A 15,814-nucleotide genomic window follows, 5' to 3' on the forward strand; every position below is an offset into this window, starting at 1 on the left:
ATTTAAGTGATATATAAAAATGCTGTATCATTAAATACTTTTTAGCGCTCATCTCAAGTCTAAAGTTCAGAAAATTTTAATCATTGACATTTATTAATTTTATATTCTCAATCATTAAACTATTCCAGTAATTTTACTTAATTTATAACTGGAATAATTTCTTGAAATTAAAAAGATTTTTTTAATCTTTTTGCCCATTAATTCAATTAATTAAAATTTATTCAGAGCCATAACTAAATTATTAGTAATTTTTGAAAATGTTTTTGGCTGGGGAATTTGACTATTCCCCGTTTAATTGCTTGACTTGATGTTGGATGTAACTATTTTGATTAAATTATTCGTAAATTACCGTTAAAGATAGTAAATTCCGAATTTCTTCACGCACACTCATAAGAGTTTTACCGAGATGGTTTTGACCGCTTTTATTAGCACCACAGCCCCAAAAAGAATCGGTTGGGGAGTTTTCAACCAACATCTCATTACCTGTCTTCAGGAGAACTTCTCTGATATCAGCATGAGTGAGAAACTTTTTGAGTACAGCTTCTCGCATAATTTGAGTTTTAACCAAATCCCAGTCTCGACGGAGTTGGCGAGTGCTACATCTTCCCAAAGTCGCAGCTTCTTCTGGGGTGGCGGCGGCATGGATAAGAGGTATAATTGCCGCATCTGTGCTGCCTACAAACTTTTGCGCTTGATAATAATGCTCAACCGTTGGCCAGTAAACACCCTCGATGTGGATTCCGTGGAGAGAAAAGTTAGAAAAACAGCCATAAGGCTGCCAAACCTTATAAAAGTAAATGGTCATTTGAAAATTGCTCTTTTATATATATCAATTTCAGGGTAACTGAAAGTTTAGGTTTCAAAACTCTTCATTTATATGAAGGATTAGTAACATCACTCTGGGGGAGTAATTTTACACAATTTTTGGAACAGTAGGTTTACTAGTTTACTCATCAGCTTTCCTGAGATGTGTTGTCTCCAATTCTCCTTGTCTTCTAGTCCACTCTCCCAATGCCCCATAATATAAGAAAGCGCTTCACACTTCTTAAATAATCAGCTTTATTAGAACAATGGCGAGAGACTTGCGGGGATTCATCAAAATTTTGGAAGAAAGAGGACAATTACGGCGAATTTCAGCTTTAGTTGACCCAGACTTGGAAATTGCTGAGATTTCCAACCGAATGCTACAAAAAGGTGGCCCAGGGTTGTTGTTTGAAAACGTCAAAGGCGCTTCCTTCCCGGTGGCGGTGAATTTGATGGGAACTGTGGAAAGGATTTGCTGGGCGATGAATATGCAGCATCCAGAGGAGTTGGAAACTCTGGGTAAAAAATTGAGTATGCTGCAACAGCCAAAACCACCGAAAAAGATTTCCCAGGCGATAGATTTTGGAAAAGTGCTGTTTGATGTGGTGAAGGCAAAACCAGGACGAGACTTTTTCCCCGCTTGTCAGCAAGTTGTGATTCAAGGTAATGATTTAGATTTAAATAAGTTGCCTTTGATACGCCCTTATATTGGTGATGCTGGCAGGATTATCACGCTGGGATTAGTAATTACCAAGGATTGTGAGACTGGTACTCCAAATGTAGGTGTGTATCGCTTACAACTACAATCTCAAAATACGATGACGGTTCACTGGTTATCGGTGCGGGGTGGGGCGAGGCATTTGCGAAAAGCGGCCGAACGTGGGAAAAAATTAGAAGTTGCGATCGCACTTGGTGTAGATCCTCTAATTATCATGGCAGCAGCTACACCTATACCTGTAGATTTATCAGAATGGCTGTTTGCAGGACTTTATGGCGGTTCTGGCGTCCAGTTGGCAAAATGTAAAACTGTAGATTTGGAAGTTCCCGCGGATTCCGAATTTGTCTTGGAAGGAACGATTACACCAGGGGAAGTTTTACCAGATGGGCCTTTTGGCGATCACATGGGTTATTACGGCGGCGTGGAAGATTCGCCGTTAATTCGCTTCGAGTGTATGACGCACCGGAAAAATCCGATTTACTTAACAACATTTAGCGGTCGTCCACCCAAAGAAGAAGCGATGATGGCGATCGCACTCAATCGCATTTATACGCCTATACTGCGGCAACAAGTATCAGAAATTGTCGATTTCTTCCTGCCAATGGAAGCTTTGAGTTACAAAGCAGCGATTATTTCCATTGATAAAGCATATCCGGGACAAGCGCGACGGGCGGCTTTAGCGTTTTGGAGTGCTTTACCTCAATTTACATACACCAAATTTGTAATTGTGGTGGATAAAGACATAAATATTCGCGATCCGCGTCAAGTTGTCTGGGCGATTAGTTCTAAAGTTGACCCAGTGCGGGATGTCTTTATTTTGCCGAATACACCTTTTGATACCTTGGATTTTGCCAGTGAGAAGATTGGCTTAGGCGGACGGATGGGAATTGATGCAACTACCAAGATTCCGCCGGAAACAAATCATGAATGGGGTTCGCCTTTAGAATCCGACCCAGATGTGGCGGCGATGGTAGAGAGACGATGGGCGGAGTATGGTTTAGCAGAGTTGCAGTTAGGAGAAGTAGACCCAAATTTGTTTGGCTATGATATGAAATAACCTGTTATAAAATCAATACAGTTTAGATAGAGCAACAAAACCCTAATGTAGAGACGCGATTGATCGCGTCTAATGTAGAGACGCGATTGATCGCGTCTTGAAAGACAAATTATCTACACCAATAACCGTTAACTGAAAAGTATTGTGTTATGGATAATGCAGTAATAGCATAGCAATGCTGTACCCTGACGACAGATATCACTTAAATCAATGATAACTGTTGTAATCAAATATCAAAATGAAAAAGCTGGAGAACACAGCCTGATATAAATATCTCTTTGATCGTCAGCAAAAGACCTTCTACCATGAAGTACTCTTGTATTATCAATCATTAAAATATCGCCTTTTTGCCACAAAATTTCCGTGGTTATTTTTTCAGCAATCTCATTAAGTTCAGATACAACCTCTTCAGGAATTTCTGAATCATCTTCAAAATTAAGAACCTTTGGGTTTAAATGCTTTGTAGGCAATAGACTATTAATAAATACCTGATATTTTCCACATCTGCTAGGGACGATGGCTGGAGAAATATATTCAAGCAGAATCGATTTATCGTTATTTACTGTCAGATGCGTATTGTTATTCTGACACATCTTTTCTAGCTGATTCAAATCATCTGTTTGATATTTTTTCTGCCAGTCCTCTTGAGATATCCGAACAGTAAATTTTAACTTCTTTTTGCTAAATAACTCTTTGGTTGAACTACTAATTTCATTAAAAAACTGTCTGCCATCACATACCGTAGTTTCACCATCTTTTAATGGTGGATTAGCACAGAAAAACCACAGCATAAGTGGGATATTCTGCTGATAATACATTTCTCCGTGCAACTTAATCTCAGATTTAAAATCATTGACGCTTAAAAGAGTCTCATCTCCATTAATTACCCTTCTACTGAATGCACCACCAGCATAATTTATAAAATCGGTACTCAAGAGATTGGTAAATTTTTTAAAAATATCAACATCAACATCAAATCCTCTAAAAAGCAAGATTCCATTAGCCTTAAATAAGCTAATAATTTCTTCTTTGTCTAATTCTAAAATACTCACATTGTCGAGATTATTAATTTCTTGAACTATGCTATCTGATATGGAATGTATTTTCTTATTCATATAACTTAATGAATCTTTGTCGAAATATAAACTTCCTGTTGGCGTTAACTACACCATATACTGACATCTTAATACTCAATGATATCGTTGTGTTGCATCCATCAGCGTAGGCGTAGCCCGCACTTCTCTGCGAGACGCTCCGCGAACGACTTGGCTCAGTGACCATCGTAGACATTGCAGGACTAAATTTTGTAAAATTAAAAGTGTTATTGTGGTACTAAAATTTATTTGATCGAACTACGTTACAAAGTTAACCAGAATTTATTTAGGTAGATTCAAAGATATAAACTAAGATTCCAGCCTTGAGTACTGATGCCAGAAGCTTGAAGAAATGATCGCAAAAAAAGTGAAAAATCCAGCACCAAAGTTAGCGTTCGGATTAGCATTCAGTTGTATTAATATGATACTCAATACTGGTATAGCTAGTGAAATAAGTTTAGCGAAATCAAGTAATTCTCAAAAGTGCGATCTTTTTGCCTACGTCATCGATACAGATTCGCAAGGGTTAAATGTGCGGAGTGGTGCAAGTACAAATAACATAATTATAGGACAAATACCCATTAACGAAACAGTTCACGTTATTGGTGCTGCTGGAAATTGGATGCAGATTACTAATGCTAGCAATGGTTTTCAAGCAACTGGATGGGTATTCGTGCCAAAGTTAGGCTTAACAACGCGAGGCTACGGTACTAATGGTGTGGATTTCTATGCTAGTAGCAGTCAAAAAAGCCAAAAACTGAGAAGAATTCCTGCTAATACGGCTGTCAAATTGTTAGGCTGTCAGGGAGATTGGGCGCAGGTGGAATATCAAGGTGTTAAAGGTTGGTTGACAAAGGAAGAGCAATGTGGTGCAGCCCTCACTAGTTGTTCTTAAAATCTCACCCCCAACAGGCAAGCGAGGATGGGGCTATGAGAATTACTTTTAAAATTTTTTTGGTTTTGAGATATTTGTTATGGCTTATCCATTTCCAGGAATGAACCCGTATTTAGAAGATCCTGAATTATGGCCAGGAGTACATGGGAGACTAATAGTAGCGATGTCTGACGACAAGCTGCTTTGCATCTACGCAGATTATTTTTATCCTCAACTACGTCCCAAATATTTTGTCGCCGATTTACTATTTCATTGTAAATCATTTTTATACAAAAAACTTTTTAATAAATTTTGGCTTATTTCTAAAGCTTTTCTCAAATATTTAACAACTTGTTGTAAATTACTTATTTGCTCTTGATTATTAATTCTTGCCATTTGCATTTCTAAAATTTGTTCTTCTAGTTCATTAATTGCATTTCTCTGTCCTTTAATTATGTTTCTGGCGTTTAAAGCAATTTCCTGCTTTATAACATCTTCTTGAACTAATATAATATCGTTAAAAGTCACTAAAAATTTTGCTGCTTCGCGGACTGCTAAATTCGGTGACTGAGCAAATAATGAACTAATACCACTACCAGCGCCAGTGCCAAGAATTGCACCGCCACCAACAATCACAGCCATTCCACCTGCCATACCAAAACCACCTGCTGCAATAGCACCTCCGCCCAAAGCCGCTAGCACAGCTGAGATTGCCGCTGCGCCTGAAAGCCCCGGCGCAAGTATAGGAGCTAGTAAAGGAACAAGAATAGGTATTGCAATAGCAGCAGCTACCGCTGCCACAACGGCTCCCCCTATCAAGCCTCCTAACAAAAAATTCAAAGGGTTTGAGCCTGTAATTTCATTGTTCCATTTTTGATAATTAGATTTAAATCTTGTAACGTATTCTCTTTCAACTCCAAGCTCATTGGCAAAAAAGACAATTTTTTCTATAATTAGTGGACGAAATGTTTCGCTAAGTTTTAATTTTTTAAATTGTTCATCTTCTTCAGTACCAAAAGGAGCATAGAGACTAAACAATGACAATTCTAATACAATTGAATATAAAGGTCGTTTTTTATTGAGTGACCACTTCATTCTTTTGAATACTTCCTCGAATAAAGAATAATCAGTATATAAAAAACTATTATTTTTTTGTAAATCATTACTCGCAAGAGTTTCTAAAAATTTTTCAACTGATTTAGTCCACTTGTTTAAATATCTACGTTTAAGCTGCCTATTTACAAATTCTGTCTCTCTGTCAATATCTTGTTGTACTAAAAAATACTGAAAACTATACAAAATTTTTGTTTGCTCAAAATTTAGCCCAAACTCTTCCATTGGTAAAGTCATATTTTTATCCTTAAAACTTATACATAGTATTCCCGTATTACTTAAGCGATTAACATAATCGCATTTGCTCTGTATTAGCTTGAGGAAAAGCAATTTCCTTTTTTACTAAAAGATGACTCTGATTCATCAGTCTGATCAAAAGATTCGCAGAAATATAAATGGACTAGATTACACTACTGCGATCGCAACACAGTTAATGAAGTCAGTAGTGGGGTAGCAAGGCTAAAATTTAGAAATTTGTCAAACTTATGTAAAATTGTACGAGCGCACACACCCCAAAAACCACATAATTAGCCCCCTCCTCGCTTGCGGGGAGGGGGTTGGGGGTGGGGTTCTATCTCTGCAACCAAGCCCCAATATCCTGCAATACCCCCTCCACCCTCTCCAGAACATCCTCATTTCTAAATCGCACAACCTGCAACCCCAAACTCTCCAAAAATTCTTGACGTATCGCATCTTCCTCTTGTGTGTAGTGATGAATTTCGCCATCCACTTCCACCACTAACCGCGCTTCATTACAGTAAAAATCGACGATAAAACGGTCAATTGTTTGCTGACGGCGGAACTTGAAACCCAAAAGTTGCTTGTGTCTCAACTTTTCCCAAAGTAGCTTTTCTGCTGGAGTTGGTTCACACCGCATTTGTCGCACCAATGGTTTAAGTTTTTTCCAAAGTTCGTGTGGGGTTTGCCAAGGGTATCCCGGAACCCCACCCCCTAACCCCCTCCCCGCAAGCGAGGAGGGGGGACTGGAGTTGGTGAGAGAGTTTGGCTTGGGGTTTTGATTTTGGGCCATTTGCGCGATTGGTGGTTAGCTAATTAATATTTCATGTATTATTCCTAGCGATCGCACTCTCCCAACTCTTCAAAACTCTGGCATAATCAAACATGGCCGCAGTTTCAAAACTAATGTAAATTACGCCAATGTCTAACGGTAAGTATCATAGCTCATTGTCATATATTAATTTTAATGAATAATTATTGCAAAATAGTAAACAATTTTTGGGAATATCACCCAAGCTAATTAAAAGGTTTACGCCGAATGGATATTTTAATAGAATAATCTCATCAAAAGATTCGCAGAAATATCAATGGACTGGATTACACTACTGCGATCGCTACAGTCTGATTTTATTAAAAGGTTAGCATCTGGTTGTCTGCTTCATTGTGAAACAGAAGGTCAATATAGTGAATTAACTATAATTTCTGGAGAGAGATTAAAAGCATTACGGGAATTTTGCTGGCAGATGGCTGAGAAATATAAGCGTGTTTTACCAGTACGTGATGTTTTTCTTAGCTATCTCAAAGGAAAGTTGGGTGAAGAAGTTGTCAAAGAACGTTTAGCCGATTTTATTACCGAAGTCGATTATGAAAAGCGATTTGGCGGTGATGGTAATATAGATTTTACTTTGACTTCTGACCCATCTATTGGTATTGAGGTTAAATCTCGTCATGGTCGCATTGACAGAGTTAGATGGTCAATTAGTTCTGAAGAAGTTGAAAAGAATGCAGTAGTAGTTTGCATTTTAATTCAAGAAGATGTCAGTGAAGCACAATCTGAGTATCACCTTTTTTTGGCTGGCTTTCTCCCAACCCGAATGATTAAGTTGAAGACTGGGAAAATTTCTTTTGGAATAGAACAATTACTATATGGGGGTGGTTTATGGTGTTATCTAGAACAGTTACAATCTTCTATAAATAATTCTTCTCGCCAACAACCAGCTATTTATAAATATCTTCCGAAACAGGAAATTTCATCTAAACCAACTATTAATCAGGTGTTAAAATTTCCTTTTAAACCTGAATATAGTGATGAAGATTTAAATCTACATATAAAAAGGGGTGATGAATATGTCGAGAAAGGAGAATATCCAAATGCTATTATTAATTACACTCAAGCTTTAGAAGTTAATAATGATATTAATTTATATTATAAACGAGGTTTAGCTCACTATCAAATAGGAGATTACGAAGCGGCGATCGCAGATTATTCTCAGGCAATCCAGATGAATATTCATGATGCTAAATCTTACAACAAACGAGGTTTAGCTCTCTATCAACTGGGGCGATTAGAGGAAGCGATTAATGATTATACTCAAGCTATTAGAATTAATCCTAATGTTGCCGTAACCTATAAAAATCGGGCTGAAGCTCGTTCTCATATTGGAGATAATCAAGGAGCAATTGAAGATTATACTCAAGCTATTAAAATTAATCCTCATTATGCTGATGCTTATAAAAACCGTGGAATTACTCGTTATTTATTAGGTTCTCAGTCAGGATTTCCTCAAGCAATCAAGATTAATCCTCAAGATGCTATAGCTTATAAAAAACGTGGGAATGCTCGTTCAGATTTAGGAGATTTTGAGGGCGCAATTGAAGATTATACTCAGGCAATCCAAATTAATCCTAGTTATGCTGATGCTTATTACAACCGCGGGAATGCTCGTTCAGATTTAGGAGACTTTGAGGGTGCAATCGAAGATTATACTCAGGCAATCCAGATTAATCCTAGTTATGCTGATGCTTATTATAACCGTGGCAATATTCGTTTAGAAATTGCAGACAAACAGAGAGCAATTGAAGATTTTCAAAAAGCGGCAGATATCTATCGTAAAGAAGGTAAGCTAGAAGCACTCAAAGATACACGAGAAATAATATTAGATTTAGAAATAGAAGAATCATTAGATATTTTAAACTTCTAGATAAATACTATACAAAGTAATCTCCAAAATGTGTTTACCCTCTGACTGATTTTAGTTAATTTTACTAGATATAAAATTATGGTTTGAATTTACAATATCCGACATATTCATGCCACACATCCACCTTTTCTGCTGGTTTTGATGCAGTATTCATACTTGGAGAATACACGAATGCGATCGCCTCATTTCAAAAAACTGTATAATTAAGGAATATTTGCTTGTTTATTCGCAAATACCACTGGATACTAGGCTGTCGTCTTGATAATTAACCTGGATTGTCCGACCTCAATCTTTGAGAAACTGGAGCATAACGACCATATCACCCAGTTTTTATCCTACAAATATCTTTTATCGAGAAGTTGACTCCCGCGAAAATCCAACGATTCTTCTGTTTGTTGCAGAGAAAATAGGTGTTGGCTTTGATTCGTTGTGTCATGTCTTTACTTGCGGCTGCGATAAGATAAGCGTTAGTTCGTTACAGGTCAAAAACACGCAAAATACCGTGAAAATCAAGTAAGAATAAATACTTTTATTCCAAATTATTCATGTAACATCTCGTAAAAATATGCTTATTTTTGTCTCAGATGTTACAAAGCTAAACTTGCATGGGCATATTAAGAATGCTTATATTGCAAGAGAAAACAATGACAGCTACTTTATCTGGTTATCAACTCCTCGAAACCCTACACTCCGGTAGTAAAACCGTCATTTATCGTGGACGGCGAGAAACCGATAATGTCTCTGTGGCGATCAAAACTCTTCTGTGCGAACATCCACCCCTAGAAGATATTGCTCGACTGCGCCACGAATATCAAATCATTGAGTCCCTGCGAATTCCTGGCATTGTTAAAGCCTACGAATTAAAGAATTATCAGCATGGTTTGGCTTTGGTATTAGAAGATATCCCAGGTTGCTTGCTCAAAGAAATAATTGCGACTGAAAAAACTACCTTGATTACTTTTCTCAAGGTGGCGATTAATTTGGCACAGACTTTAGGAGAGCTACACGCCCAAAAAATTATACATAAAGATATTAAGCCGCACAATATTTTAATTAATCCCGAATCTGGGGAAGTCAAACTGATTGACTTCAGTATCTCCTCGCGCCTCGATCGAGAAAATCCTACCTTGAGCAATCCTAATTTGCTTGAAGGTACACTTGCCTATATGTCGCCTGAGCAAACAGGCAGAATGAACCGAGTGTGCGACTATCGCACCGACTTTTATTCGTTGGGTGTCACTTTGTATGAAATGCTAACAGGTACGCTGCCATTTTATGCTGCTGACCCGATGGAGTTGATCCACTGTCACATCGCCAAAATGCCAGTCGCACCTTGTAGCGAAACCGTGTGTCGTATTCTGGAAGATGTGCCAGAGGCAATTAGTGCAATTATTTTGAAGCTGTTAGCAAAAACAGCAGAGGAGCGGTATCAAAGCGCTTGGGGACTGAAAGCGGATTTAGAGGAATGCTTGTTTCAACTTCAAGTGATTGGCAAGATTGAAAACTTCGTACCAGGGAGACGGGACAAATCTGGGCATTTTTTGATTGGACAACAACTCTACGGACGCGAAGCAGAAGTAGCAACATTAATGACTGCATTTGAGCGTGTGGCAGGAGGTGGCAGCGAACTCATGCTCGTCTCTGGTTATTCGGGCATTGGCAAGACGAGTGTCGTCAATGAAGTTCATAAACCGATTGTCGGGGCCAGAGGTTATTTCATTGCAGGCAAGTTCGATCAATTCAAACGCAATATTCCATACACGTCGTTGATTCAGGCGTTCCAATCTTTAATTCAGCAATTACTCACCGAAAGCGTTGCCCAAATCCAAGGTTGGAAAGAGAAACTGTTAACTGCATTGGGAGAAAATGGGCAAGTCATTATTGATGTGATACCCGAAGTCGAACTCATTATTGGAACTGTGCCACCTGTAACACAATTGGGAGCGACAGAATCTCAAAACCGTTTCAATCGCGTCTTTGGGCAATTCATTGGGGTATTTACAAACCAAGACCATCCCTTAGTTGTCTTTCTGGATGACTTGCAGTGGGCAGATTCAGCATCACTGAACTTAATTGAGCTATTGATGACGGATACCGAGCGCAAATATTTATTACTAATCGGGGCATACCGTGATAATGAAGTTTCGCCCACCCATCCACTGATGATGGGTTTGTCCAAAATTCAATCCTCTGGTGCGGTGGTGAATAACATCGTCTTGTCATCATTGCAGTTAACGGATGTGGAAGCGTTAATTGGCGATACATTGAATCACATAGAACACAGTCAGCCACTAGCAGAATTACTATTCCACAAAACCGGGGGGAACCCTTTCTTCTTAACACAACTGCTGAAAACCCTACACCAAGAAGACTTACTAACATACGACTTCCATTCAGGAGTATGGCAATGGAATATCCAACATATTCAAGGGATCGGCATTACTGACCTGAATGTTGTTGAACTGACAGCGAGAAATATTCGCAAACTGTCATTAGAAACGCAACAAGTTCTAAAACTGGCTGCTTGTATTGGTAATACTTTTAACTTGGATGTATTGGCGATCGTTAACGAAGTATCTTCTTTAACCACTGCGGCGCAATTGTGGTCAGCCCTGCAAGCTGGGCTAATTTTGCCCTTAAGTCAGGACTACAAAATTCCCTTAGTGTTTAGTCAAGAAGAATCTGGTGGAATTACTTTAACTGATGTCAAGGTTGATTACAAGTTTTTACACGATCGCGTACAGCAAGCTGCGTATTCTTTGATTCCCGACGAGCAGAAGAAAGCAACGCATCTGAAAATTGGTCAATTACTGCTGCAAAAGACGACACCAGAAGAACGCAAAGAAAATATATTTGCTTTAGTTAATCAACTCAATTACGGTACTGATTTACTGATATCTGAAACAGAAAAATATCAACTTGCAGAATTAAACCTCGTCGCAGGTCAGAGAGCGAAAGCAGCCACAGCGCACGATTCCGCCATCAAATATTTGCAAGTTGGTTTGGGATTGTTAGTAGAAGAAAGCTGGAAGTGTGAATATGAACTGACATTAGCACTGCACTCAGAAGCAGCAGAAGCAGCTTTTTTGAGCGGTGATTTTGAAGAAATGCAGAGATTGTTTGAGATCGTCCAAAACTGTGGTGTGACGCTACTGGACAAAATTAAAGTGTATGAAGTCCAGATGCAAGCTTATATGGCGCAGAACAGGTTATTAGAAGCGGTTAACACAGCGCTACAAGTTTTAAAGCAGTTAGGGGTAGAGTTTCCCCAAGAACCGAACGCGTCAGATATTGGGCAAGGATTGGCGGACACTGCGGCAATTTTGAGTGGAACGCGAATTGAGGATTTAATTGAGCTACCTCAAATGAGCGATCGCTATAAATTAGCAGCTATTAGACTTTTGTCAAGTATCTTTGCTCCTGCATATATTGCTGCTCCTGCACTGTTGCCCTTGACGGTGTGCAAACAAGTACAATTATCTGTCGAATATGGTAATGCTGCCGTTTCTGGGTTTGCTTATGCCAATTATGGTTTTCTTCTTTGTGCGATTGTGGGAGATATTGATTCAGGTTATAAATTTGGTCAGTTGGCTTTAAATCTAGTGTCAAAGTTAAATGCTCAAGAAATCAAAGCCAAGACAGTTTTCATCGTAAATCTATTTATCCGACATTGGAAAGAGCATCTGAGAGAAACCTTAGAGCCTTTGCTGTCAGGTTACTCTAGCGGAATGGAGACAGGAGATTTAGAATATGCAGGCTATTGTCTACTACAGTACTCCTGTTTAGCTTACTTTAGCGGTAAAGAACTGGCTGTCCTTGAAAGAGAGATGGCAAGAAACAGAGATGCTATTCATAAAATTAAGCAAGAAACAGCGCTTAATTATATAGAAATCTATTGGCAGGCTACCTTAAATCTACTGGGAAAAAATGAAAATCCCTGCCTTCTAAAGGGTGAAGCCTGCGATGAACAGATCGGGTTGCCACTGCACCAACAAGCAAACGACAATGCGGGAGTTGGCTACATCTATTTGAACAAATTTTTGCTTTGTTATTGGTTTGAAAATTACTCGGAAGCGATTGAGAATCTCGCTATAGCAGAGAAGTATTTAGATGCAGTGGTAGGAATGCCCCTTGTTCCTCTATTAAATTTTTACGATTCTTTACTGCGGCTAGCGGTGTATCCTAATAGCCAAGAATCAGAGCAAAAGGCAATTCTCGATCGCATCCAAGCTAATCAAGAAAAAATCCTAAAATGGGCAGATTATGCCCCAATGAATCATTTACACAAATTCTATCTAGTAGAGGCAGAACGGCATCGAGTTTTAGGCGAAAAAATCGAAGCGATCGAGATGTATGAAAAAGCGATCGCACTTGCTAAAGAAAACGAGTACATCAACGAGGAAGCGATCGCCCACGAACTCGCCGCCAAATTCTATTTGTCATGGGGTAAAGAAACGATTGCTCAAATATACATGACAAATGCTTACTACGCCTATAGTCATTGGGGTGCTGTTGCTAAAGTCAAAGATTTAGAAACACGCTATCCGCAATTAATTTTGCGGTCAAACACAGAAAAAATAGAAACGAATTACCTACACACTATTCAAACAAGCTCTACGACTACTGGAGGCGCTCACATTTTCGACTTCATGACAGTGATGAAAGCTGCACAAGTGCTATCAGAAGAAATGGTGCTAACTCAGCTGCTCGAAAAATTGATGAAGATTGTCATCGAAAATGCTGGCGCTCAACAAGGTTATTTTATTGCCAAGCATGAGAATCAATGGATATTAGAAGCGACGGGAATAGTTATAGATAAGGAGGTTAGCGTTGTTGTTAACACAGAGGATAAAACTAATTCACCCCTACTCCCAGTTGCCTTATTGAATTATGTCGAAAGAACTAGAAACAATCTGGTTTTAGACAATGCTGTTAAAGACTCACGTTTTGTGGCTGATGCTTATATCACCACCTACCAATCCAAGTCAATTTTGTGTTTGCCGCTGATTCACTCTGGCAAGTTTACTGGGATTATTTACGTGGAAAATAATCTCATTTCTGGTGCTTTTACCCCAGAACGGGTGAATGTGTTGAGTCTGTTGATAGCACAAATTTCGATTGCGATCGACAACGCCCGTCTTTACACCAACCTGCAAGCTTATTCAGAACAACTGGAAGCTAAATCACAAGAACTCGAAACTAAAAATGAAGCTTTGCAAGCATCCGAAACGCGAGAGCGAGAAAAAGCCGAACAAATCGAAAAATCTCTGTATAAATTGCAACAAACCCAGGCTCATCTTGTGCAGACCGAGAAAATGTCGAGCTTGGGGCAATTGGTAGCTGGGGTTGCTCACGAAATCAACAATCCAGTCAATTTTATCTTTGGCAATCTGACCCATGCCAACAGTTACACCCAAGAGGTGCTAAGACTGCTGGAACTTTATCAGAAGCATTATCCATCTCCCCATCCAGAGATTCAGTCAGAAGCAGAGGCGATCGATCTAGAATTCGTGCTAGAAGACCTGCCGAAGCTACTATCTTCTATGTGGGTTGGAGCAGATCGGATTCGGCAAATTGTCGCTTCTCTGCGAACCTTCTCACGCATGGACGAAGCCGAAATTAAAGCTGTTAATATTCATGAGGGCATTGACAGTACGATAATGATTCTCCAACATCGCCTCAAAGCCAAGTCAGATCGTCCCGCTATTGAGCTTATTAAACACTACGGTAATTTGCCTCAAGTGGAATGCTATGCAGGGCAGCTAAATCAAGTATTTATGAATGTGTTGAGTAATGCGATCGATGCTTTGGAAGAGTCATTAACGGACAATCAAAGACAAATTACAACTCCAACCATTACTATTCACACTGAGCAAATTAATGCCGATCGAGTCGAAATTCGGATTGCAGACAATGGGATGAGTATACCAGAGCCGATTCGCCGTCGCCTGTTCGATCCTTTCTTCACCACAAAACCTGTGGGTAAAGGAACAGGTATGGGCTTGTCGATTAGCTACCAAATCGTTACCGAAAAACATGGTGGTTCGCTCTCTTGCACTTCAGAACCGGGCGAGGGAGCGGAGTTTCAAATCCGTATTCCAGTTTGCCAGTAAGTTATACCATTTTAGATTTTGGATTTTAGACTTCGGCTGCGCTCAGTCGAACGATTTTGGATTGGAAATTGCCTTGGTGCGTCTGGCTTGGTGTGAATCCATGTGTCGCAATCATTTTTCAAAATGGTATTAGTAATAACATTGCTCTGAGGAGCGATTTCTCGCACTGAATTTTGAGTAGTTGCGATCGCTCCCTCGCCATCTCACAACCCCAAATTTCAGATTAGCTTTTGAAAAGGATGTCATAAAGTGACAGCAGAATCTCTACCACAATCAGAATCACCACATACCACTCTACTCGCTGACTACTGCTATGCTGCATGAACTCCAGCACCGTTTGAGCGGTTTGGGCAATTAGCTCTAGTTTACGTTCTAGAGCATGGTGACGTTCGCGAATTTCGTATTCATCCTCCAAGCGCAGATATAAGTTTTCTAGCTGTGGAGATTCCCAGAGCAACTCCGGCTTATCGATAATCTCTACTTGACCTACAATCTTATGTTGAACTAATAGGGTAGTTCCTAGTTGACGCAGTAATTCCCGGCTTTGTTGTCTACTTCTGTTTTCACGCTGGAGACTAGCTGCGAACGGTTCAATTTGATCGAATACAGTCGCTAGGCTGGTTTCATAGTGAGACAACACAACACTCTTGGCGAGAATATCAGCCACTATCTGCAAGCGTTCTATACTCAATTCATGCAGTAAAATTTTTCCTTCCTTGGCTCGTTCACTCTCACTAATACTGAGATGAACTTCTACCTCTTCTGTTTCTGGGTCGGCAAAAGGGCCGCTAATTTGAGAAGATAGTTTGGTCAAAAAGGCTACCTTTTCTCTCGGCTCAAGGTTAAACAGGACAACTGCACCATAGGCTAGCAATACTGCGTAGCCTTCTTCACCAACTCTAATTATTAGTGGCATAGTCGCCAAGGAAACGTAATTATCTAGTGTCTGTAAGTTAATACCTTTACCAAGGAACAGGGCCTGCGCTCTAAATCTATCTTTGTCATTAAAAAGGAGTTTTTGCATTATTGCCCAAAAGCTATATTCTGCCTGCTTTACTGCTCTGGTAACGATAGTAATTGATGCCTGTTGTCGGGATAACTA

Annotated in this window: 9 protein-coding genes and 1 pseudogene; 5 read left to right on the plus strand and 5 right to left on the minus strand. The window is 39.4% G+C overall.

The genetic code is table 11. The features are described from left to right. Positions 1-334 precede the first annotated feature (334 nt). Positions 335-805, minus strand: a complete 471-nt coding sequence (locus ACR5KR_RS27305) for an N-glycosidase (protein ID WP_445628373.1) — start codon at positions 803-805, stop codon at positions 335-337. A 265-nt stretch (positions 806-1,070) separates the two neighbouring features. Here ACR5KR_RS27305 and ACR5KR_RS27310 point away from each other — a divergent pair, with 265 nt between their 5' ends. Continuing rightward, positions 1,071-2,579, plus strand: a complete 1,509-nt coding sequence (locus tag ACR5KR_RS27310) for a UbiD family decarboxylase (protein ID WP_448268654.1) — start codon at positions 1,071-1,073, stop codon at positions 2,577-2,579. A gap of 233 nt (positions 2,580-2,812) precedes the next feature. Here the strand turns inward: ACR5KR_RS27310 and ACR5KR_RS27315 are convergent, their stop codons facing one another. Continuing rightward, positions 2,813-3,694 (minus strand): TauD/TfdA family dioxygenase, encoded by an 882-nt coding sequence (locus tag ACR5KR_RS27315; RefSeq protein ID WP_448268655.1) that lies wholly within the window; start codon positions 3,692-3,694, stop codon positions 2,813-2,815. Between the two features lie 331 nt (positions 3,695-4,025). Between ACR5KR_RS27315 and ACR5KR_RS27320 the strand changes: the two genes are divergently transcribed. Beyond that, positions 4,026-4,568, plus strand: a complete 543-nt coding sequence (locus tag ACR5KR_RS27320) for an SH3 domain-containing protein (protein WP_448268656.1) — start codon at positions 4,026-4,028, stop codon at positions 4,566-4,568. A 79-nt stretch (positions 4,569-4,647) separates the two neighbouring features. Continuing rightward, positions 4,648-4,806: pseudogene (locus tag ACR5KR_RS27325) on the plus strand (DUF4058 family protein); the annotation flags it as partial. 11 nt (positions 4,807-4,817) lie between these two features. Here ACR5KR_RS27325 and ACR5KR_RS27330 read toward each other — a convergent pair. Continuing rightward, the gene (locus ACR5KR_RS27330) at positions 4,818-5,897 is read right to left on the minus strand and encodes a hypothetical protein (RefSeq protein WP_448268657.1); all 1,080 of its coding nucleotides are present in this window, start codon (positions 5,895-5,897) and stop codon (positions 4,818-4,820) included. A gap of 334 nt (positions 5,898-6,231) precedes the next feature. Then, positions 6,232-6,690: an endonuclease domain-containing protein gene (locus tag ACR5KR_RS27335; RefSeq protein WP_445628378.1), complete on the minus strand. Its 459-nt coding sequence runs from the start codon at positions 6,688-6,690 to the stop codon at positions 6,232-6,234. 295 nt (positions 6,691-6,985) lie between these two features. Here ACR5KR_RS27335 and ACR5KR_RS27340 point away from each other — a divergent pair, with 295 nt between their 5' ends. Beyond that, on the plus strand, positions 6,986-8,599 hold the full coding sequence (locus ACR5KR_RS27340) for a tetratricopeptide repeat protein (RefSeq protein ID WP_448268658.1): 1,614 nt from the start codon (positions 6,986-6,988) through the stop codon (positions 8,597-8,599). Positions 8,600-9,243: 644 nt separating this feature from the next. Then, positions 9,244-14,712 (plus strand): trifunctional serine/threonine-protein kinase/ATP-binding protein/sensor histidine kinase, encoded by a 5,469-nt coding sequence (locus tag ACR5KR_RS27345; RefSeq protein WP_448268659.1) that lies wholly within the window; start codon positions 9,244-9,246, stop codon positions 14,710-14,712. A 223-nt stretch (positions 14,713-14,935) separates the two neighbouring features. On the opposite strand, the gene ACR5KR_RS27350 is transcribed toward ACR5KR_RS27345, so the two are convergent. Further along, positions 14,936-15,736, minus strand: coding sequence for an RMD1 family protein (locus tag ACR5KR_RS27350; protein ID WP_445628381.1), 801 nt, complete (start codon positions 15,734-15,736; stop codon positions 14,936-14,938). Positions 15,737-15,814: the final 78 nt, after the last annotated feature.

The organism is Nostoc sp. DSM 114159 (assembly GCF_053470285.1).